This window comes from Chitinophaga filiformis (assembly GCF_021646545.1).
Classification (GTDB): domain Bacteria; phylum Bacteroidota; class Bacteroidia; order Chitinophagales; family Chitinophagaceae; genus Chitinophaga; species Chitinophaga filiformis_A.
Genome location: NZ_JAKIRP010000006.1, coordinates 25,524 through 48,842 on the forward strand (window position 1 = coordinate 25,524; position 23,319 = coordinate 48,842).

The following is a 23,319-nucleotide window of genomic DNA, read 5'->3' on the forward strand; positions in this document are numbered from 1 at the left end:
GCGGGATTTCTATTGCGAAAAATTTCAAAAAAAGATCTATCAACACGACAACCAAAATTTAAATTAAAGCAACTTATGAAAAAAAGTCTACTCTTGTGGCTGTTTATAGCCATGAGCATGGCGCATGCTATGGCGCAGTCCCGGACCGTTTCGGGCAATGTCACTGATGCCAGAGACGGATCGCCATTACCTGGCGCAACAGTCCGTATTAAAAGCACTTCAACGGGAACAGTAACAGATGCTGCAGGACGCTTCACCATCAAAGTATTGTCTGATGCAGTTGTATTGCAGGTTTCTTCTACTGGTTATTTATTAAAAGAAGTGCCCGTAGCTGGTAACAGCGAACTGAAAATCGCGCTAACCGGCGATGAAAAGGCACTCAGTGAAGTAGTAGTCGTAGGATATGGTACACAGGAACGTAGAAACGTAACAGGTTCCGTTGGTACCGTTAAAGGAGATCTGCTTAAAAACCTCGCTTCGCCAAGCTTCGACAGGCAACTGGCAGGCCAGATAACAGGTGTACAGGTAGGTGTCTCCAGCGGTTCATTAGGCCAGCCTGCACGTATTCGTATCAGGGGTGTCAACTCTATCACCAACAGCTCAGATCCGCTGTATGTGGTAGATGGAGTGCCTTATATTTCCGGCGACCAGGGTGGTTCTGCATCCGTATCTTACAATCCGCTGGGAGATATTAACCCGGCAGATATTGAGAGTGTGGAAGTATTAAAAGATGGTTCTGCTACAGCAATTTACGGATCACGTGCATCCAATGGTGTTGTACTGATCACTACCAAAAAAGGTAAGCATGGTAAGACCAGCCTTTCTTACAATGCATGGCTCGCAGCAGCTACACCATCTAAACGGTTCGACCTGTTGGATGCTGACCAGTTCATCACCATCACAAATGAAAAACTGACAAAAGCTGGTCTGGCGGAAGCGGCAAAACCTACGCTCGATCCTAATGGCAAGCCTTATAATACTGACTGGCAGGACATCATATTACGTACTGCTTTCCAACAGAATCACTCACTATCTTTCAGCGGTGCAACTGATCAGACAAACTACTACTTCTCATTAGGCTATGCCGACATGGATGGTATCTCCATTGGTAATGATCAGACCCGGTACAGCGTACGTGCAAAACTGGAACAAAAGGTGCTGGAAAGGGTTACGTTCGGTATCAACGTTGGTGTTACACACACCACTGATAACGGTCTGAATGCCGGTACAAACGCACTTTCCGGGAATGTGGGTGGCGCAATACGTTTGTTCCCGAATGTACCTGCCCAATATGCTGATGGTTCATATAACCTCAGTGCCGACAAGCAACGTCTGGGTAAAGGTTCAAACACCCGTGAAATAGATGACAACTATACTAACCTGAAATATGTACTGGATCATAACGTATTCAGAAACCAAAGTATGAATACTACCGGTAATGCTTTCGTAAATGTATCCATCCTCAAGGGATTAGATCTGCGCAGTCAGATCGGTATCAATAATATCAACGTTGAATATTACAGGTACTATGATCCCGTACATGGTGATGGCAGAGGCGACGTTGGTAGCACTGCACAATATTCAATGCCTCAGTTCAGATATAACTGGCAGAACACGATCAGCTACAACAGAACCCTGGGTGTACATAATATCGGATTTGTGGGTGGTCTGGAATATCAGAAAACAAGAAGCCGCTTTTTCTTCGCCAGTGCAACAAATCTGTCTGATGTATTCTTCGGTGGGCAAAACATTATCTCCGATGCATGGGGAAATAAGAACATCGGCGGTAGCGTTACAGAACGTGCTTTTGAATCATACTTTGCGCGTGCAAACTATGCTTTTGATGAACGTTATCTGTTAACGGCTACAATCCGTCGCGATAAAATCTCCTCCCTGCCATGGGGCAATCAGGGTGCAACATTACCTGGTGCGTCTATCGGCTGGCGTATTTCCCGCGAATCATTCTTCCAGAATGCTAACCTCAGCTTCATCAGCGATCTGAAGATACGAGGTGGCTATGCAAAGGTAGGTAACGTAGAAATCGGTAACTATCCTTATGCGGGTGTGTTCAACGCGGTTACTTATGGTGATCTGAATGCCATTCAGTATGGACAGATCGGTAATCCTAATCTGTCTTTCGAAACCAGCAACAAGATCAACGCTGGTATTGATCTCGCCTTACTGGATAACAGATTTCAGTTCTCTGCTGACTATTTCCAGAATAACGTGAATAACCTGATCCTTGCGGCCCCTACCCCTCCTTCCCTGGGTGTACCTAAAAACAGCATCAACGTGAACGTGGGAGAAATGAACAACAAAGGCTGGGAGTTCAGTCTGAGCGGATTAATCGTCAACAAAGCAAATTTCCGCTGGAATGCAAACGTGAACCTGACGCTTGTTAAGAACAAAGTGACTAAACTGGCGAATAATAACGCAGACATCATTGATACCTACAACATCACCCGTGTGGGAAATTCCATCGGTGCATTCTTTGGTTATGTTTCCAAAGGTGTAAACGCAGCGAATGGGAACCCCATGTGGGAAAAAGCTGATGGTACTACTGTACAAGGTAATCTGGATGCAAGTGGTAACATGAAGTTCTATACCTATGATCCATCCAAACCAGGCGATCTTTCTACCCCGGCTGCGGCATTGTCCTTCGCTGACAAACGCATTCTTGGGGAAGCAAACCCTACCTGGTATGGTGGTTTCAATAACACCTTTTCTTATAAGAACTTCGATCTGAGCATCAATATGACCTTCTCAGGTGGTAACAAAGTATACAACGTTACCCGTCAGGAGAGCCTGACCAATATGAAATTCCAGAATGTTGGTAAGGAGCTGTTAAACCGTTGGACAACAGAAGGACAGGTTACTGATGTACCTCGTCTGTTTTATGGTAGCGGTGCAGGCAACTCCCTCAACCAGAATGGTAGTACCAATAGCCGCTTCCTTGAAAATGGTGCATTCCTTCGCGCACAAAATATCGGGCTGGGATATGCGCTGCCTACAACCTTGTTGCAGCGTCTGAGATTAAGCAGCCTGAGAATATATGCACAGGTACAGAACGCCTTTGTGATCACTGATTACAGCGGTCTCGATCCTGAACTGAACGCGTTTGCACAGGCTATTGGCGCCACAACCTATGCGACAACAAACAGGCAACCGGGACTTGATTACAACACCAATCCTGTACCACGTACCTATACATTCGGCATTAACCTGGGACTGTAAAAAAAATTGCAATGAAAAGAATCAGATATACATTTAACAGATCAGCTATAATAGCTTTACTGGCTGCAGCCATGCTGGCAACATCATCCTGCAGTAAATATACGGAACTTGAACCCATCAACTCACCATCTGAAAACTCGGCATTCCAGAGTCCTTCCAGTATCGAACTGGCCATGCAGGGTGTGTATGAAGCTGCTGCCGTGGGTAGTTACAACGGTGATAAAGCTGCTGCCCGTGGATATCCTTTTGGCGCCGCGGCTATCGAGCAGGATGAAATGAGAGGAGAAGACATGCTGAACATACAATTGTTCTATGCGATCACCTACGAGGGAACATATACCACCAGCTCTGCTAATAACGTAAACATGTGGACAGCGCTGTACGCGTTGATCAACCAGGCAAACGTAATGATCCGTGGTGTACAGGCAGCGGCATCTAACGGCATTATTACTGCGGAAGTTGCGGCTGCATACGAGGGGGAAGCCCGTTTCCTGCGTGCATTGGCACACCATGAGCTGTTGATCCATTTTAGCTTTCCTTATGCGGATAATAATGGTAGCAAACCCGGTGTTCCTTATCGTGAGAAAGCAATCACCAGCCAGGCTGATGTTGCAGAAGGATTGACTATGGGAAGAGGTACAGTAGCTGAGGCATATACTAAACTGCTGGCCGACCTGGATTATGCAGAAACAAACCTGCCGGCTACACAGCCTAAGGGACTGTCAAGAGCTACAAAGGGTGCCGCTATTGCCTTAAAGACCCGTATAAAACAACATATGGGTGATTGGGATGGTGTAATAGCTGAAGGAGCTAAACTCGGTACAGACAAACAACCTGCACCGCATTTTACCAGCCCGATCGGCGGTTATACCCTGACTGCAAGTCCGGAAACACCTTTTACCAGCTTTAAGAATAACACAGAGTCTGTATTTTCAATTGCCAATGGTCCTATTGCAAATGGCGGTACAAATGGTGCTTTGCCTTCAATGTTCGGACCTGCGGATAAAGGTGCGCGTGGCCTTGTTGCTACCAGTCCTATTCTGTACAATGCTGCCTTCTGGGTGGAAGGTGATCTACGCAGAACATTGCTGCAGATCAAGCAGGTGGTTGGAGAGAAATATACTTTCAACTACAAGTACAGAGACTATGTGAACAAAACCGACTATGCACCTATCATCAGGTATGCAGAAGTATTATTGAACGTAGCTGAGGCATACGTAAAAAAAGGTAATACGGCTCAGGCCCTGCTGCTGCTGAATGATGTGCGTAACCGCTCTGTTCCGGCAGACAAACAATTCACAACAGCACCTGCCGATCTGATGCTGGCTGTCCTGCAGGAACGCCGTATAGAATTTGCAGGTGAGGGCCGCCGCTGGCCTGACCTCCATCGCCTTGCGCTGGATGCTACGTATGGCAGCAATGGTATTCCTGCTAAAATGAAAATAGGACAAATGAAACTGGACGGATCAGATTATAATAACGTTACTCCCCCGACATTCCCAACAACCGGTGGTGTAAAAGCTTATGCATATACTGAATTTCAATTCCTCTGGCCTATACCGGCAGATGAAGTAGCAGCGAATCCGCTGCTGCGTGAGCAACAGAATGAAGGATATAAATAATAAAAAAGGGGCTGTATCATCTGATACGGCCCTTTTTTTATGCCTGAATTTTTTAAGAAGCACTTTGAATGCGTTGCCTGGCATGCCATAAAAACCATTAGCAAAAAATAAAACAATGAAAAAAGTACTTTTTTATTTATTGATTCTTTGTCTTGGTGCAATTGATACGTATGCTCAAACCCTCAGAACCTTTTACATTGACTTCGGACCCAATGATGTTACCAATGGGAACATCACCTCCAGCCCCGACGTAAATGGCAACTACTGGAACAATGTTACGAATACCGGCACTTCGGCCCCTTCACTTTATCTGGTAACAAACAAAAACACATCATCCGGTACTTTTGTAAACATTACTGCAGGCTTTAGCTCGAACGGTATAAATAATGGCGGTTTATTAGCACCTAATGCGGCACTCTTAAAGGATTTTGCTATCAATACAGCTACGCAGGATTATTTTCATACGGATAATACTGCCGGTTTTGTCATAAAGGGCCTGGATGTCAGCAAGGGATATATTTTTCATCTTTTTGCTACCCGAAATGATCCGGAGATACGCAAGTCAAATTATACACTTGCCGGCAAAACGACCTATAGTGCTACCCTTCAGACGTCCGGACCCAATTTAGGAGGAACAGGTTACAATGGTAATAACAGTACTATTCTGGTGGCGGATACTATCAGCCCCGATACAAAGGGCCAGATAGCCATTACTGTTAAGCGGGAACAGGGTACTTTCGCCTATCTCGGTGCGCTGAAAATTGAAGAAGTGAGATTGCCGGTTACCGCTCTAAAAACCGTGTATATTGATTTCGGGCCGAATGATGGCGTCAACGGAAACGCCACTGCAAGTCCCGACGTCAATGGCAATTACTGGAACAATGTGACCAATACGGGTACCGCAGCCTCTCCTGTAAATCTGGCAGACAAAACGAATGTACCGACAGGGGCGTACACCAAAATCACTGCGGGCTTTTCCTCCAATGGTATTCTGAACGGAGGCTTATTATCACCAGATCCTGGTTTATTAGCTGATTTTGCTATTCCTGCGGCAACACAGGATTTCTTTCACACGACCGCATCTTCCAGTCTTTCTATAAGAGGGCTGGACAAAACAAAAGGATACGTTTTTAATTTGTTTGGGACCAGAAATGATCCTGAAAGACGGGTCACCACTTATTCATTAACGGGCGCTACGTTCTACGACGGAAAGTTGCAAACCTCGGGAACCGATTTGGGGGGAACAGGTTACCATGGCAATACGAAAACAATTCTTTCCTCAGACATCATAATGCCCGATGATAATGGTCACATAAACCTTACAGTGACCAGATCAGAGGGCGCGTTTGGCTACCTGGGAGTAATGAAAATGAGTGAGGTGAATTCCGTTGCCTTTGAGCCTGGTTGTCCTTCAAAGGATCTTAGCCGCATAGCCATTATGGGATCTTCCGTTCCATCAGGAACCGGGGCCACCAATAATCAGGGGTATGCCCAGTTATATGCGCAGCTGCTCACTGCCCGGGCAAACAGTGGAGTGGGCCAACCATGGAATGTGTCAAACATTTCAGTTCCCGGCAACAATACCATTAGTGTTATAAACCGGTGGGATAAAGACTTACTGCCACTCTGCAGCAAATATGTTATCTATGCGCTGTCATTGGGAAATGAGGGTATTACTACCGGCGGACAAGCAACGTTCGAGCAATTCAGAGACAATCTGAAATTGCTTATAAACAAGGCAAGACAACAAGGGATTGAGCCCATCATAACCAATTGCTATGTCCGTGAAGATTACACCGCTACAGAATACAATTTTATCAAGCAAATGAACCTGCTGATCCATACCTGGAACGTGGCGAGCATAAATTTGCTGGGAGCACTGGACAATGGGTCGGGTAAATGGGCTACAGGCTACAAAAGTGACGATTTGCACCCCAATGATGCCGGCCATCTTGAGTTCAGGTATGCAATTGTTCCTTCCTTATTCGATGCCTTAAAAGCCCGGAAGCCTCAGCCTTATAAAATTGACGGTACATCGTTAAGCTTAAGCCCGGCCGGTGGTTATAAACTTCAGATCAAGCCGGAGGAAATCCTCCATTCTTTTACTGTTTCTTATGATATCCAAACGTCATCAACCGGACAAGTGACAGAGTTGAGTACAGCTGCGGGGCTGAATAAATTAGTTATCAATGGTTCGGGGAGAATGGATTATTCATCAGCGTCATCAAGCGGCATTGCGGGGACTACTGTTCTTAATGACAATCAATGGCATAAGGTAACGCTGACACATTACTATGCTATGGGCAGGACGTTCCTTTATATCGACAAAGTGCTACAAGGTTCAATCACTGAAAAAATTGTTACAACCACCTTTGATCTAAACGGGGCAAATGCTCCGGCAGCAAACTATAGAACCTTGCTCTTCTACCGTTCTGGTATGACGGCCGAAGAGATAAACGCGATGGTTGACGGCAATCTGCTGAAATCGAGTCTCGAAATTTACTCACCACTTGACGGTGCTACTGCAGATCCCATTATAAACCTGGCGCAGAGTACAAATAAGATCAGGAAAGTGAATATTATTTCCGGCACCTACTACCTTCAGAACCGTTTCAGCAGGCTGTATATGGATGTCGATGATAATCTGATTACCCAGGATGGTTGCAATATCCAACAATGGGGCTTTATGGGTAGCACCAATCAGCAATTTACATTTACACATATAGGCAATGATGTTTATAAAATTACTTGTGTCAAATCCGGCAAATCGATGGACCTTTCCGAGGTCAGCACTGCGGATGGTGCCAATGTGCAACAATGGGGCTATGTCGATGGCGCAAACCAGCAATTTCTGATGGTGCCTGTGGATAGCGATTATTACAAAATAATTGCTAAACACAGTGGTAAGCTTGTGGAGGTCTCCAATTTCAGTACTGCTAATGGAGGAAATGTTCAGCAATGGACGGATGTAAATCAAAGCAGTGGTCAGTGGAAATTAAGCCGCCTCGTGGCAGGACCACCTGCTATAATTGCCAGTAACATGAACAGAAAAGATATAGCCGGCATTTCACTATATCCCAACCCTGTCATGACGACGCTGTATATAAGCGGGATTAAAAATCCTGTCACTATTAGCGTGTATAATAGTTCAGGCCAATTGCAGCTATCCACATTTGCAACGTCTATCTCGGTTGATAGGCTAAAGGCAGGTGTGTATTTGGTACACCTGAGAGCAAAGGGGATGTATAAGGTGTTGAGATTTGTTAAACAATAGTATTGTTCAATGACATTATCTAACCAGAGACTGCGGTAAACAAAAAGCCGTCAGACGATGTGTCTGACGGCTTAAATTAAATAACCTCGCCGCTTACCATATCTTGATCCGCTTATCGTCGTCCAGATACATTTTCTCCCCGGGTTGTACATTAAACGCTGAGTAAAAAGCCGGGATGTTCATCAGTGGGCCGTTCACACGCCACATGGGTGGAGAATGCGGATCGTTATTGATCCAGTAACGCAGGTATTCATCTTTCATTTTCACCCGCCAGATCCTGGCTACTGAAAAGAAAAAGCGCTGATCGGGTGTGAAGCCACCGATCAGCGTAGTATCCTGACCTTGTTTGGTCATTTTAAAAGCATCATATGCTACGGCAATCCCGCTGATGTCCGCTGTGTTTTCTCCTACTGTAAGCGCACCTTTTATATGAACGCTATCCAGTACGGTGAACTTGCTGTACAGGTCGATGACCTGTTGTGTTTTGGACTTAAATTTCTCATAGTCTGCAGGCGTCCACCAGCTTTTCACGTTACCGTCTTTATCAAACTGGGCACCCTGATCATCAAATGTATGCGTCATTTCATGCCCGATCACCATACCAATACCACCGTAGTTCAGCGCATCGTCCGCATTATTATCAAAGTAAGGCGGTTGCAGAATTCCGGCGGGGAATACGATCTCATTGGCGTAAGGATTGTTATAAGCAGTAACGGTAGAAGGTGTAGTGAACCACTCCGTCTTGTCAACCGGCTTCCCAAGTTTAGCCAGGTTATATTGGAAGTTGTTCGCCGCAGCCGATACCACATTTTCAAAATATTTATTCCTCACTACTGTTACATTGTTGTATTCACGCCACTTATCGGGGTATCCGATCTTTTTGGTGATGGCAAATAATTTCTCCTTTGCTTTTTGCTTCGTGCTGTCACTCATCCAGTCCAGCCGATCGACCCTAATGGAGAACGCCTTCTGCAGGTTATTCACGAGCTCCAGCATCCGCGCTTTGGCCGATTCCGGGAAATATAGTTTCGTATATAGTTGACCCAATGCCTGTCCAAGATAGGCGTCTACTACACCTGACATAACCTCACCACGCGTTTTTTGCGTGGTCTGTCCCGTAAGTACTTTATTGTATTCAAAGGATGAATTTACAAATGGTTTGCTGAGGTAATCCGCATAATTACTAATATAACTGGCTTTCAGGTATGTTTTCCAATCCTCAAGCGGGATCGACTTTAAGAGAGTGTTCAATTTATCATAATAGCCTGTTTGGGCTACATCCAGCGAATCCATGGTAGCGCCCAGATGTTGGAAGAAAGTCGTCCAACCTATGTTAGGTTGTTGCTTATTTAAATCGCCCAGGGCTGTTTTATGGAAATTGCCTTTTATATCCCGCAGCTCAACATTGGTTTTATGTGATGCTGCCAGCTGCTTTTGGATATTGTAAACAAGTGCTGCATTTTTCTGTGCTAACGCAGAATCACTTCCAGTCAACGCAAAAAGATCTACGAGGTATTTTTTATATGCTTGCTGTATAGCAAGGGTGGATGTGTCTGTCTTAAAGTAATAATCCCTGTCAGGCATGCCAATACCAGTTTGATAAATATGTCCCATATTCATGCTACTGTTTTCTTGATCAGGCGAAACCTGAAAATCAATAAGGGATAAGTTTGACAATTTGGTTTGTTCGGCTATGAATGTCAGCATATCAGCAATAGTGGTGATGGCATTGATGCGATCCAAGCCGGTTTTGAGTGGCTCAAAGCCACGCTGATTGATGCTATTGGTATCCATTCCAGCGGCAAAGAAATCACCGATCTTTTGTTCAAGACTGCCGGCGGGATTGGTACTTTTTGATACGCTATCGAGGATAGCCAGCAACTTCAGACGTTGCTGGTAGTTCATAAATCGGTATGCTCCTACCCCCGACTGGCTAGCGGGTATTTGGGCGGTATCATACCATTTTAAATTTACATAATTATAAAAATTATCGCCCGGCCGGATAGTCGAGTCAATTCCTTCAATAGCAATAAAGGATTTCTCCTCAGTTCGCGGCTGGCAGGCAACAAAAGAACCTAAGAAAACGGATAGTAAGAACCAATTTCTCATATGGATTAGATTTGTGGCGAAATGATGTTGTATGATTAATAAAGATATCATATTTTATCTAATCCCTGATACCTAAAGATGGTTACTACTCACGCGGTATCAGATAAAACCGCCTATTTCTTTCAAAATTACGACAGTAAGCTTCCGGTACATCGCTAACTTATCCGGATGATCGCTAACGCCTACTATGTTTAATTATATTTCTATATTTGTCTTATAATATTGGTTTAATTGCCGTTATCCTGACTATTGTTAGATAGCCTTCAATTACAGGATACTTTAACAATGGTAAGATAGATAACTGCGGTTATTGTGCCTCCAAAGCTGAAGACGCTTCGTAAAAACAGTATCATTAGTCTCAATAAAATAAAGAAATATTTACTGAACCGCTGCTCAGAATTCTGTTGATTCTTTGTTGCATATATTGATTTTTTAAGAATGCATATATCCCATTTCTATGAAACAAGTTTTCTTTGTGTTGTCAATTTCCCTGTTTGCATTTTGTCATAGTAATAATGTAATCAGTAATCACTCAGATACAACCGTAGCACCAGCAGTGCCGGACTCCCTTTCAGATACCAATCAGACGCCAAAGCCAGTCACTCTTGTTGATAGCTCTTCTTTTGAGATAAACAATCAGTTTCCCTGGCTGGGAGATACTATTCGCAGTTATATTCAGCTTTCAACAAACGAAATGACGAAGATCTTTGTTAAGGACAGCTCTATTGTATTTATGTATGACGGGTATGAGAAAACAGATAACGGTGGTTATGTAAGTGTGCGATTAGGTGCCGATACCTATAACGGAGAAGGAACAGTATTCACAACTGCTGAAGTTATATCAGTCAACATCTTGAGTCGTGAAATAACCGTGTATGATATAGCCGCTGATTCCAGCCATCTGTGGGTTAGGCCACAGTAGAAAATTGATACGCTAAGCACAGTTATATGCTATCACAAAACAAAAAGCCTTCAAAAATTCCTATTTGAAGGCTTTTAATTTCTGCAGAAAGCAGGGTTCAAATTTGCCCTTTTTTTGCCCGCGATTTAGGTAGAATAGTGCGGTTTCCATCATTTTTCCCGACGCCTACTTGTTGCTGTTCCAAACGAAATAAAATTATTCGCTATCGCCAATCTCATGCTTAGGAGGCACCACAGCTACATCCTTCTCTTCCTCTTTTTGTTCCACATGCACCGCATAGTCAGATGGCTCTATCCGTTTTCCGTTAAAATCTGCGTATGCGCGGGTAAATTCAGCCCCGAAATATAAAATGGCTGCTGTGTAATAGACCCATAACATGATAACAATCAGGGAGCCTGCCGCCCCATATGTACTACTCGTGGCAGATTTTTCAATATAAATGCCGATTACCAGCCTTCCGATCATAAATAGTATGGCAGTAAAAAATGCGCCTGCGCGGACATCCTTCCAACCGATTTTAGCGTCTGGCAATACTTTAAAGATTACACCAAATAACGTCGAAATAATAATAAAGCTGATCAGATAACTGATGATATTAAAAAGTGTTACGGTTACGTCAGGCACGAAGTTTTTTAATCGCTCACTTACTGCATCGAGTGCACCATTCAGGACGAGGGATACTAAAAGCAAGAAGCCAAGCGTAACGATCATAGAACCAGATAGCAGGCGATCTCTAATTAATTTTAACCATCCTTTTTTCGGCTTAGGCTTTACCTGCCAGATGATATTAATGGATTGCTGAATTTCACCAAATACTGTAGTAGCACCTATAATAAGAGTAACCACGCCAATTATTACCGAGATAGTTGATTTTCCAGTCGTCTTAAGGTTATCGATCATATCCTGGATCTGGTTGGCCGCTTCATTACCAACAAGCCCGTTGATTTCTGAAAATACTTTACTTTGTATCACATCACGGCTAAGGAAAAAACCAGCCAGTGAGATGAGCAGGAGCAATAGCGGCGCTAAGGAAAAAACGGTATAATATGCAAGTGATGCACTGAATTTAAGTGCCATGTCATCGAGAAAACCAGTAAAAGCTGCTTTAAGAATTGTAAAATAGTCTTTAAACGATTTCTTTGTAAAATAGTTTCTAATAGCCATAATAAATGGGGTTAGAAATGTCTAATAATACTGGTGAGAGTGTAAGGGTGCGGCCCTTACATATAAAAACATGCTATTGTACAAATAGACAACTGCTGTTACAAGCTAATAGTCAATATCATATCCAAAAATAATACCGATAATATGGGCGTATGCATCACTACGGTAGCTACGCAATTTTCCAGATTGATCCATTCCTGAATGTTCAAGTTTTAGGCTTTGGCCTGCGGAAATCTTACCACATGTATATTAGATTGCCCAATTGTATTGTGCCTTAATTTCCCATCCGGGCAAGTCTTCAAAGTTTCTGCGTTTAGCTCATTTATTCGCAGATCGGCTGCGGCTTAACCATTTTCTGCTCCTCTTATCCTTCACCACAATTAGTACCGCACCGCATACTGCATCTGAGCCCAATAATGCTTCTGCTGCGGTCCCCTGGAGTGATAATATGGTATCAATCTTAACCTTCTCTAATGCTTGCTGAAATTTTAGAAGGCCATCCTTATTCTTTGTGTCATCGTTCATAAAAGGATATCCGCCTATCCAGTACGAAGGTTTACAACTTACCTCTTTTTTATTTCCGATTACCGGGGTTTTATAAACATAGCGACCTTTCAATCCCTCACGGCAAACAAATTGCCGATAGCAAACGTACGTATTAGTATCACTAATAGCTCTCTGTTTTATAGCATATAACTGTTGCGTTAGCGGTAGCGTTTTTATTGAATCAAGCCAGTGTGAAACATCTTTATTTGTATCAATGGTGGTAACCTGTCCAAAGACTATTGCGGGAAAGAGAAATAAAAGCAGGCAAGGGATCTTCATTAAATAAAGATAGAAAATTATCTTCTGTCTGGTGATTCGGCCCACCGTGACCTGTTACAGTCAAAATCATCCGATCAAAGACTGCCGCAAAAAACAAGCCTTCAGACGTCATCTGAAGGCTTAAATTTTTTCAGCTAACCTTAAGTTTTCTGCAGGCAGCGGGGGGACAATTATCGAACCAATTTGCCCCGGGCTTTAGACCGGATTTATCAATTAGCATGCAGGCTTATGAGGAGGTGAAATAGATTCCTTAATGACCATTATTATTGAAAGGAATTAAAAAATTTGACCACGAATGCTGCGGGGCTTTCCGTAAAAAAAAGTTTTAAACGTTGCTAAGCTTACCTTCCGACTTAATCTTTTCACGGTGTAGTACGCCCCATTTAATAAGCCCGTATACAACATCTTTTAAGGTCTGGCTGTATGGCGTGAGCTCATATTCAACGATAACCGGAATGGTGCCGGCTTGTACCTTTCGTTTAACTAAGCCATTCAATTCTAATTCTTTCAATTCACCCGAAAGTACCTTCCCCGATATTCCGGTGATGGTTCGTTGCAGGTCATTGAACCTGCTGTGCCCTTGTGAAAGAGCAATGATGACCCTCAATTTCCATTTGCCACCAATTACGTACAGGGAATCGCCCATCGCCTGTAACTTTTCGGCGCAGCTGAGGTCTTCCGGCTTAATCTGTTCATCGTTTTTCATACAACTTACCTAAAGGTTACTAGTTACCTTTTGTTAACTACTGAATTTTAGTAACTAAAGGTAAGTAGTTTTGCCAATAGTTAAAAATCCAAAGCATTAGATATGATAATTGCTACAGCCATCATCTGCCTTCTGGTCATCACCTGCCTGACTTTATTTTTATATTGGGCTTACGCACCAACGCCCAAAGCACCCCGCTTACTATCAGAGATATCAAGAGAAGAAATGATGATTGGCGCAGAAAAGCGTACTTATTGGAAATACATCTCCGGCCGGTTGAGCAAAAGAAAGGTTCCGCTCGTTATCGTCTTACACGGCTCTGGTATAGATGGTGCAAAAATACGTGCATGGACAGGGTATGAATTTGACCTGATGGCAGATGAATATGGTTTTGCTGTGGCTTACCCTGATGGCTACAAACACAACTGGAACGACATCAGGAAGAACGCGCCGTTTCCTGCAAAACGGAAGAATATTAATGACGTCGGATTTATTAAATCGCTTATTGAAAGTTACCGGCTTCACCATCATGTAGATCCGCAGCAAGTATATGTTTTCGGCTACTCTAATGGCGGTACGATGGCGTTCCGGTTAGCCATGTCAGAGCCCGGTTTGCTGGCCGGAATAGCCACGGTGGGTAGCAACCTTCCCACACCAGAAAACCTGACAGACAGCCCGTGGGCGCCGATGCCACCCGTGTTGATGGTAAATGGTACCGCAGATCCGATTATTCCCTATGAGGGTGGCAAGGTTAACTTTTTCGGGAAGCGTCTTGGAAATGTCATCAGTGCTTTAGCTACAGCCGAAGCATTTGCTGAAAGCCACAACGGACCAAGGACAACACAAACTGCCCGCTTGCCACATTTAAATCCTGATGATCTGACAAGTGCAGACAGGAAAGTCTGGTTGCAGGATGAGCAAAAGCTTGTTGCCTTATATACCGTACATGGAGGCGGCCATATCGTGCCGCAATCTTTAGCCAAATTTCCGAGACTTATGGGGAAAGTGAATAGAGATTTTAGTGCACCCCGCGAGGCGGTCAATTTTTGGGGTATTAACCACCCTTAGCTGTTTACCTCAAAACGCTCTGTCAGTGGGCATTAGCCGCCGGAAAGGCAGTCCCGTCGGGAATGAATTTGAGCCTTTTGACAGCTTGTGCCTCTTTCTTATGTTAAAACACCCTTGGTGGCGACTCTAGCAAATCGCCTAAATACTTATCCTTGATTTGCTGAACAGATTCGGGGATTTGGATACATGTCGGTTATGATCTATGTAGATCTTTGCCTCATGGAAATCAAGAATATAAAATTAGGAAGCCAGGGACTGGTTGTTCCAGGCATAGGGTTAGGTTGTATGGGAATGACCGGTTTTCAGGATGGTCATATGTATGGCCCGGCTGATGAACAGGAGGCAATCGCTACAATCCATCGTTCGCTTGAACTAGGCTGTAACTTTTTGGATACTGCAGATCTGTACGGCCCTTTTGAAAATGAAAGGCTGATCGCCAAAGCTATTAAAGATAAGCGCGATCAATATATAGTAGCCACTAAATTCGGTTGGGAGATCAATGATGATGATCAGGTGACCTGGGCCATCAATGGTAAAAAAGAATATGTGAAGAAAGCGGTGGAGCGCTCGCTAAAAAATTTGAACACCGATCATATTGATCTTTACTATATGCACCGCCTTGACAAAAATACACCGATAGAGGAGACAGTAGGAGCCATGAGCGAACTGGTTAAAGAAGGCAAGATCAGCTATATCGGTCTGTCAGAAGTATCTTCTGAAACGGTTAAACGTGCGCATGCTGTACATCCAGTTACGGTAGTGCAAAGTGAATATTCCTTGTTTGAACGGACAGTAGAAGAAAGAGGAGTGCTGCAAACGCTGCATAAATTAGGAATTGGTTTTGTCGCTTACTCTCCCTTAGGCCGCGGCTTTCTATCAGGGCAGATCAAAAGCGTTGATGATTTACCCGAGAATGATTTTCGCCGTGCTATACCAAGGTTCCAGGGCGAGCAGTTCCAAAAGAATATTGAATTGGTAAAAGCGATCGAAGCAATGGCTGCCATAAAGGGCATTACTTCTTCACAATTGGCACTGGCCTGGATAATGGAGAAGGGTATTGTGCCAATTCCCGGTACAAAGCGACTTAAATATTTAGAGCAAAATATTGCCGCTACCCAGATCGAAATGAGCCAGACTGACATGGAGCAGTTGGAAAGTATTGTGCCACTGGGAACAGATACTGGTGCTCCTTATGATGAGTTTAGTATGGGCCTGATTGATTAATTTTGTGTAATGAACGCCATTCACACGTTGTCGCAATTTCACCGGTTGCTCTCTTTACCGGAACCTAAGCATCCGCTGGTTAGCGTTGTCGATCTGTCAGAAAGCGTTTTCCTGGAAGATGATATCTGGAAAGGCTTTGTTAACCGTTTCTATTGCGTGGCGCTTAAACGTGATGCTAAGGGTAAAATCCGCTATGGGCAGCAGCATTATGATTACGATAAAGGAGTGCTAAGCTTTACAGCGCCCAATCAGGTGCAGCATCTTGATTTGCAGCATATGGAATGCGGCTCTGGTTTTCTGCTAATCTTTCATCCCGATTTTTTATTGGGGCATCGGCTAAGTGCATCGATAAGCAAATATGGCTTTTTTGATTATGCCGTAAATGAGGCACTGCACCTTTCTGATGATGAAGAGAATGACCTGATCTCGATTTTACATAAGATCGATAAAGAGTGTGTCCGTATTGATAAACATACGCAAGAGATCATCATTACACAGATCGAGTTGCTATTAAATTATTCGGCACGCTTTTATGAAAGGCAGTTCATTACCCGAAAAAATAATAATCATCAGCTGCTCGCTAAGTTTGAGCAGTTATTGGACGAACACTTTAACCAGGCTACGTTCAGCGAATTGCTTACCGTAAAATATGTTGCTGGTCGCATGAATCTGTCACCTAATTATTTGAGTGACCTGCTAAGAGTCCATACCGGCCAAAATACCCAGCAACATATTCATGAAAAATTGATCGCTAAGGCTAAAGAAATGCTGTCTACAACCAGCCTTTCTGTTAGCGAGATCGCTTATGCATTGGGCTTCGAGCATGCGCAGTCATTCAGTACCTTGTTCAAGAAGAAGACCAACCTTTCACCCTTGGAGTTCCGAACCTTGTTTAACTAAACGAGCCCCCGGATCCCACTGCATACAAGAATATAGGGTATTTAAAAAAGGCAGATATAAAGGTTAAGCCGTTAATTAGTAAAAGCAGGTAAGACCTGTTACAGTCAAAATCATTCGATCAAAGACTGCCGCAAAAAACAAGCCTTCAGACATCATCTGAAGGCTTAAATTTTTTTCCGCTAAAACTTAGATTTTCTGCGGGCTACCGGGGACAACTTTCGAACTTATTTTTATCAGATCCGGAGAGAATAAGTTCATTTTACAATGGGGCTCGCATTTTTACGTCGAGTTGCTATCCTTGATTTCGGAAATTGACGAATTTAATGGTGCATGGCGCGTCTTTGGGCGTTTCTGAATATAATAGCGTCGAAAGCACTTATAATATCCCTATAAATTAATCCTGTAATACCCAATTTATTGCTCTACCTTTAGCAAGGTTGCATTTGGCCCCTTCTGATTTAGTTTGGGTTCCTTTTTCTTCCTTATCCCTTGTTTTTCATCAGTATGTATATTTGATTAAAATTATAATTGTGAATATTTTTGTAGGTAATATAAGTGACAGAACAACTGAAGATGAGATATGGTCTTTATTTGACCCATTTGGAGTTGTATATAGTATTAACGTGGCTTATGATAAGTACAGTGGCCGCTCTAAAGGCTTTGCATTCGTTGAAATGCCAGACGATTCCAATGCAGTACAGGCAATTAAGGAATTGAATAATTCAGTAGTTGCTGGCCAGACAATAGTGGTGTATGAGGCTCGTCCAAAACCTGAAAGACCAGAAAATAATCGTTTCTCCAGATCCGGCCCACGCCCTGGATTTAGACCCAGATACTAATAGCCGGATGTTTTAAAACGTCTATTACCTTTATCTGTTAAGAGAGCAGAAGAGCAAAGCCGCAGAATACGTTAAGTAGTTTGTAGCGTTGCTTTTATTTTTCTATATACCGAATAGTAGCAACCCAAGCTGAATTTTCCAATTAATTTTCTAATTATACCCTTAACAAACCTCCAGGATGGGATATAATAACAAGAACTGTCAGCAACAGGGTTCCTTCTATTAGGTGACAATGAAGATTTGTATCATCATGTTAGTTGTGTGAGTTCGAAACTTTAGCCTTTACTAGTTCCTCGGTCTGTATGAATAGTGCATTGTTTCAAAAGAAACGCTAAGCTGGATTTCGAAATAATGTGATTTTTTACCACACATTGAACTTACAATTTAGTTCCTGCGCAGTCACTATACTTCTATAGACTTTTGCATTGTCAAATGCAAAATCATTCAATCAAAGACTGCCGCAAAAAACAAGCCTTCAGACATCATCTGAAGGCTTAAATTTTTTTCCGCTAAAGCTTAGATTTTCTGCGGAGAAAGAGGGATTCGAACCCCCGGACCTGTTACAGTCAACAGTTTTCAAGACTGCCGCAATCGACCGCTCTGCCATTTCTCCGCTGCAAAAGTATAAAACTGATTTAATTTTCAAAAAAAAACTTTTCCATACCGCATATCATTCTGGTAAAATCCTTTGTGTTGTTGGGTTTGCTCGTAAAAAAAAACTATTTTTAGGTATTACTGATACCCAGTAACGGAATAAACATGCGCTCAAAATTCATTTTCCTGTACCCGCTCATTTGCCTGATGTTTATACACATTGATACCATTCAGGCGCAACAAAGCACGTGCACAGCGATCGGTCAAAACCCATCCACTGCATTCCCTGTTTGTGGCACCAAAGTATTTAGTCAGGAGTCAGTACCCAAATGCGGCGGACGCCCCGTTGTTGGCCCTCCCTGTCCTGGTGGTCAGGACGGCGGACTTGCCGACGTTAACCCCTATTGGTATAAATTCACTTGCTATAAGGCAGGAACGCTCGGATTTAAGATCACCCCTAAAGTATTGTCCGACGACTATGACTGGCAGCTCTTCGATGTAACCGGTCGTTCACCCGATGATGTATTTACTGACCCCAGGCTTTTTGTGTGCAGGAACTGGTCTGGTGAAGGTGGTGTGACCGGTGCTTCCAGTGCTGGTTCATCCCTGACAGAATGCGGAGGGCTTGGAGTTCCCCTGTGGAGTAGCATGCCAAACCTGATAGAAGGTCATCAATACCTGTTGTTACTGAGTCACTTTACGTCAGAAGGACAATCAGGATACGACCTGGAGTTTACAGGAGGAACGGCCGATATCACCAGCCCGGGAATACCTGCTATCAAGTCAGCTACTTACAATTGCTTAAACAGTACCGTCGGTATAAAGCTGACCAAGAAAATACTTTGTAATACATTAACTACTCAGGGTACGGAGTTCGCCTTTACAAGAGGAACAGGTACCATCACGGCGGCAAGCGGTGCTAATTGCTCCAATGGCTTTGACACCGATTCACTACTGGTGCAGCTAAGCGCACCCTTAGCGCCCGGCGATTACACCATCGCTATAAGGATTGGCACAGATGGTAATACCGTCCTGGATGTATGCGGCAACAGCCTGGCAGAAGGAGAAAGTGCCGACTTCCACATTGACGTCCCCCCTCCGGTGGAAATGCGGGGCATAGCGCCGGTAGGTTGTGCGCCGGACCAGCTCAAGATTGTATTGTCAGTGCCAGTACGTTGTAGTTCAATTGCGCCCAACGGTAGTAATTTTACTATAACCGGAACGCCGCAGGCAGTCATCCGCGGTGCCACCGGCAATTGTAATGTGAATAATCTCACCGATACACTGATCATTCAACTGGCACAGCCATTGGTGACAGAAGGATCTTATACTATCACGCTCACTACCAGCAGCGACGGCACTCCAATATTGGGAGAATGTGGACAGCCGGTACCCCTCAGACAAACAGTAACCTTTCATACAGTCGATACCGTTTCTGCTGATTTTGACTTTGGCCTGAACAGGAATTGTAAGATAAGCACCCTGAGCCTGACCCATAATGGCGCCAATGATGTGAACTACTGGCGCTGGACCTTTGACAGTACAGACAACCGCTATACGCAAAACGTGACTAAGATATTCGGCGATTTTGGGGTCAAACATGTGTTCCTGTTTGTGTCCAATGGCACCTGCACAGACTCTGTTGACAGGGATATCAACCTGGAACGGACAATGGCAGCATTGTTTAGTGTAGATCCGGGACCTTATTGCCCACTGGATATCACCTCTCCGAAAAATGAGAGCTATGGAAATCTTATCTCCTACCTGTGGGATTATGGCAATGGCGTTATCAGCACCGGCCCAGATGCAGTACCGCAACAATATTTTCCTATTCGCAAGGAACAGGATTACCGGATCAGGCTGATCGTAGAAGACAACCTGCACTGTATGGATACCGTGGACCATATCATCAAAGCAGTGACGAGCTGTTATATTGATGTGCCCACCGCCTTCTCCCCTAACCATGACGGGATGAACGACTATCTCTATCCGCTGAGCGCTTATAAGGCTGTGGACCTCGAGTTTTCCGTATATAACAGACTGGGACAACTGGTATTCCAGACCACCGACTGGACAAAGAAATGGGATGGTACCGTAAAAGGAAAACCAGCCGATGTTGGCAGTTATGTGTGGATGCTCCGCTATACTATAAAAGATACCGGTAAAAAAGTCTTCCGTAAAGGAACCGCCGTGCTGCTGCGTTAGTAGCAGTACGGTTTTTATGTTATGCTATTGCTGAAGTATGGGTTTCGCATTCCCGGCAGCCTCTCCAGTTCCTGATGTGTGCGGTGATCAACAGGATAGCCCCGATGATCTTAAGGCCCATCTCCAGCGGTACAGCCCCCGCAAAATTGCCTGCAATCATCAGTAAAAGACCTGCCAGAAAATATACCAGGACAGCCTTTTGCCTGTGCAGGCGCATATATCCCTTCCAAATGGCCCATCCTCCGGCAGTCATGGAGACCAGTACCGTCAAAACCTCCAGAAAGACATTCTTCAGTATCTCTACCCCAAACAGGCTGAAGGTTGTAAAAATAACAGGCAACAACACACAATGAACAGCGCAGGCCAGTGATGCTCCTATGCCGATGGCATCCCATTTTACCTGGTAAGCGGGTTTTGTTCCGGCAATTCTGTCAATTTTCTCCATGGTTTCCCTCTTTTCTGTCAAAAATTCCTTTCCAACGGAAATACGCATTGCATTTCCGGGGAACAAAAATAGATAAATGAAACAACGATGCAAAAAGTATTTGGAAATAATTACTGACTGGATAAAAACACCAGGTTTTCTCAGGCAGGATTTACTGAAAAAGGGGCCGGGGACCGTACCCAACAGATGAGTTTTATTACGTTTGTCATTTTCCGGAGTATGTGACCAGGATGTAACTAGCATATGACCAGGATTAACCTCCGATTATCCTCCGATTTGATCGGAAGATAATCGGAGGTTAATCCTGGTCATATGCTAGTTACATCCCGGTTTGAACCACCCCTCATCAGGGACAGGTTACATTTACATATATACCCATGTATATACTACTGGCCATTACCCGTTATATTTAGCCAGCCATTTGGCCTTTATTTCCGAGCGGGCATTGATAAATTCAATGTCAGTACCCTGGGCTACGGCATCAAGCGGGAAACGCAGAGGACGGGTACCTGCCTTCATTTTTATCAGTTCCAGGATACCGTCAGCGATGGTTTGGGGATCCATGTTAAACGCTTCCATCTTGCCAAATAAAGCTGCACCAAGCGCATTGAATTGTTCTGTTGCCAACGGGTCATATTCCTTCGCAATCGCTGTTTTGTCTGCATGTACGCCGGCTTTACTACCGTTGTTCATTTCGGTAGGATAAACACCTGGCTGAATGGAGACATTTTCAATACCGAATTGTTTCAGTTCATCCTGTAAGCCCTCAGTGATGGTTTCCACGCCAAATTTTGATGCGAAGTAGGGCACCATAAAAGGCAAGGCATGGCCACTTGCACCGGATGTAATATTGATGATCAGACCACTTTTGGCTTTACGCATTGCTGGCAATACCGCCTGATAAGTCCTAACCACGCCATAGAAATTCACTTCAAACATCTGGCGCATCTGGTCAATGCTGTATGCCTCAAACACGCCGAAGCCTGCTACGGCAGCATTGTTTACCAATACATCAATCTTTCCATATTTGCCAAGTGTCTGCTGAAATGCCTTCGCCACAGACACATCATCGGTTACGTCGATCTCTGTCACATCTACATTGGGTGTTGCAGCCAATTCTTTGGCAACGCCTGCGTTTTTCCCTTTGATATCGCGCATACCAGCAATGACGGTATATCCTGCATTTGCTAACGTAATAGTGGTAAGTTTTCCAAAACCAGTGCTTGTTCCTGTAATGAAGATTATTTTGCTCATCGTTTAAGAATTTAATTAATTGATGAAACAAAATTACCACAGGCCGCAGGCTGTCTCCATTGACAAAAACACGAAAAAAAAGCAAACAAATGTCAATGGAATTAAGCGGCGGTTTTCATTGATTCAGCGTTTGAAATGATTTCATTTCTTTGCAGCATTCCTTCTTATGCGCGTAAGCGTCTCGGGGGTGATGCCTATATACGAAGCGATCATATGTTGCGGTACACGGCTGGCTATGAAAGGAAATTTGTCCAGGAAGTTTTGATATTTTTCTTCGGCAGATAAGCTGATATTGGCATGGATACGACTTTGGGATACAATGAAACTCTTTTGTAAAATGGCATTCACCAGGTTATTCAGCTGAGGTATTTTCTGGCAAAGCGTTTCAAAGTTCTCCTTGGCTATCAGTATCACTTCAGCGTCTTCGATGGCATCAATATTAAAGCGGGAAGGCGTTTCATTCATAAGGCTTTCACGGTCGCCCGTCCAGTAGTTTTCAGGTGAGAAGTTCATAATATGCTCCTGCCCCTTGCTATCAATCGAGAACGTTTTTAACAAGCCTTTGGCGACGAATGCGTTGTATCTCCATACATCTCCCTCCTGTAACAGGAACTGGCGTTTGCGAAGTTTCTTTAAAATACCTACAGAGCGGATCATCTCCACTTCTTCTTCCGAAAGTGTAATCTTGTCCCTCAGGTATTGTATAAATGCGTCGAACATTGATGGCTTAAATATCCGCAAAGATAACATTTTGACCGGGAGCACTCACCCATCTATAAACATGAGATACAGTTTAGCCTTAGACATTCACATGCGCTTATTGGCAGTCTGATTAACAGCGAGCAACCTTTCTGACAGATTTAGTCCACCCGCCCCTGCCAGTCTGTCCAGATTCATGCGAGGTAAGATATTTGATGAATCTAAAAAAATCGAT

General features: G+C 43.9%; 16 protein-coding genes and 1 tRNA gene. 9 read left to right on the plus strand and 8 right to left on the minus strand.

What is annotated here, in order from left to right; translation table 11 throughout:
* Positions 1–75: 75 nt before the first annotated feature.
* From L3C95_RS16520 to L3C95_RS16530, 3 genes are all read left to right on the plus strand, one after another.
* Positions 76–3,234: a SusC/RagA family TonB-linked outer membrane protein gene (locus L3C95_RS16520; protein ID WP_236389180.1), complete on the plus strand. Its 3,159-nt coding sequence runs from the start codon at positions 76–78 to the stop codon at positions 3,232–3,234.
* An 11-nt stretch (positions 3,235–3,245) separates the two neighbouring features.
* Positions 3,246–4,856, plus strand: coding sequence for a RagB/SusD family nutrient uptake outer membrane protein (locus L3C95_RS16525; RefSeq protein WP_236389181.1), 1,611 nt, complete (start codon positions 3,246–3,248; stop codon positions 4,854–4,856).
* 115 nt (positions 4,857–4,971) lie between these two features.
* Positions 4,972–8,130 carry an RICIN domain-containing protein gene (locus L3C95_RS16530; protein ID WP_236389182.1) on the plus strand — a complete coding sequence of 1,053 codons (3,159 nt, stop codon included), beginning with the start codon at positions 4,972–4,974 and terminating at the stop codon, positions 8,128–8,130.
* Between the two features lie 93 nt (positions 8,131–8,223).
* Here L3C95_RS16530 and L3C95_RS16535 read toward each other — a convergent pair whose 3' ends face one another.
* The gene (locus L3C95_RS16535) at positions 8,224–10,239 is read right to left on the minus strand and encodes a M13 family metallopeptidase (RefSeq protein ID WP_236389183.1); all 2,016 of its coding nucleotides are present in this window, start codon (positions 10,237–10,239) and stop codon (positions 8,224–8,226) included.
* Positions 10,240–10,696: 457 nt separating this feature from the next.
* Between L3C95_RS16535 and L3C95_RS16540 the strand changes: the two genes are divergently transcribed.
* Entirely contained in the window at positions 10,697–11,161 is a 465-nt protein-coding gene (locus L3C95_RS16540) for a hypothetical protein (RefSeq protein ID WP_236389185.1), read from the plus strand.
* 195 nt (positions 11,162–11,356) lie between these two features.
* On the opposite strand, the gene L3C95_RS16545 is transcribed toward L3C95_RS16540, so the two are convergent.
* From L3C95_RS16545 to L3C95_RS16555, 3 genes are all read right to left on the minus strand, one after another.
* Complete coding sequence (locus L3C95_RS16545; protein WP_236389186.1) at positions 11,357–12,325, minus strand: YihY/virulence factor BrkB family protein; 969 nt, start codon at positions 12,323–12,325, stop codon at positions 11,357–11,359.
* A 318-nt stretch (positions 12,326–12,643) separates the two neighbouring features.
* Positions 12,644–13,150, minus strand: a complete 507-nt coding sequence (locus L3C95_RS16550; RefSeq protein ID WP_236389187.1) for a hypothetical protein — start codon at positions 13,148–13,150, stop codon at positions 12,644–12,646.
* 325 nt (positions 13,151–13,475) lie between these two features.
* On the minus strand, positions 13,476–13,856 hold the full coding sequence (locus tag L3C95_RS16555; protein WP_236389188.1) for a winged helix-turn-helix transcriptional regulator: 381 nt from the start codon (positions 13,854–13,856) through the stop codon (positions 13,476–13,478).
* Positions 13,857–13,958: 102 nt separating this feature from the next.
* Here L3C95_RS16555 and L3C95_RS16560 point away from each other — a divergent pair, with 102 nt between their 5' ends.
* From L3C95_RS16560 to L3C95_RS16575, 4 genes are all read left to right on the plus strand, one after another.
* The gene (locus L3C95_RS16560; protein WP_236389189.1) at positions 13,959–14,924 is read left to right on the plus strand and encodes an alpha/beta hydrolase family esterase; all 966 of its coding nucleotides are present in this window, start codon (positions 13,959–13,961) and stop codon (positions 14,922–14,924) included.
* A gap of 219 nt (positions 14,925–15,143) precedes the next feature.
* Positions 15,144–16,148 carry an aldo/keto reductase gene (locus L3C95_RS16565; RefSeq protein WP_236389190.1) on the plus strand — a complete coding sequence of 335 codons (1,005 nt, stop codon included), beginning with the start codon at positions 15,144–15,146 and terminating at the stop codon, positions 16,146–16,148.
* A gap of 9 nt (positions 16,149–16,157) precedes the next feature.
* Positions 16,158–17,048, plus strand: coding sequence for a helix-turn-helix domain-containing protein (locus L3C95_RS16570; RefSeq protein WP_236389192.1), 891 nt, complete (start codon positions 16,158–16,160; stop codon positions 17,046–17,048).
* A 530-nt stretch (positions 17,049–17,578) separates the two neighbouring features.
* Positions 17,579–17,887 (plus strand): RNA recognition motif domain-containing protein, encoded by a 309-nt coding sequence (locus L3C95_RS16575; protein WP_149695632.1) that lies wholly within the window; start codon positions 17,579–17,581, stop codon positions 17,885–17,887.
* 528 nt (positions 17,888–18,415) lie between these two features.
* Here the strand turns inward: L3C95_RS16575 and L3C95_RS16580 are convergent.
* Positions 18,416–18,500 (minus strand) — tRNA-Ser (locus L3C95_RS16580).
* 146 nt (positions 18,501–18,646) lie between these two features.
* Here L3C95_RS16580 and L3C95_RS16585 point away from each other — a divergent pair.
* Positions 18,647–20,686: a gliding motility-associated C-terminal domain-containing protein gene (locus L3C95_RS16585; protein ID WP_236389194.1), complete on the plus strand. Its 2,040-nt coding sequence runs from the start codon at positions 18,647–18,649 to the stop codon at positions 20,684–20,686.
* 19 nt (positions 20,687–20,705) lie between these two features.
* Here the strand turns inward: L3C95_RS16585 and L3C95_RS16590 are convergent, their stop codons facing one another.
* The 3 genes from L3C95_RS16590 to L3C95_RS16600 all read right to left on the minus strand — a co-directional run bounded on the left by L3C95_RS16590 (position 20,706) and on the right by L3C95_RS16600 (position 23,105).
* On the minus strand, positions 20,706–21,131 hold the full coding sequence (locus L3C95_RS16590; RefSeq protein ID WP_236389196.1) for a MerC domain-containing protein: 426 nt from the start codon (positions 21,129–21,131) through the stop codon (positions 20,706–20,708).
* A 396-nt stretch (positions 21,132–21,527) separates the two neighbouring features.
* Entirely contained in the window at positions 21,528–22,385 is an 858-nt protein-coding gene (locus L3C95_RS16595; RefSeq protein ID WP_236389197.1) for an SDR family oxidoreductase, read from the minus strand.
* A 141-nt stretch (positions 22,386–22,526) separates the two neighbouring features.
* Complete coding sequence (locus tag L3C95_RS16600; RefSeq protein WP_236389198.1) at positions 22,527–23,105, minus strand: Crp/Fnr family transcriptional regulator; 579 nt, start codon at positions 23,103–23,105, stop codon at positions 22,527–22,529.
* Positions 23,106–23,319 lie beyond the last annotated feature (214 nt).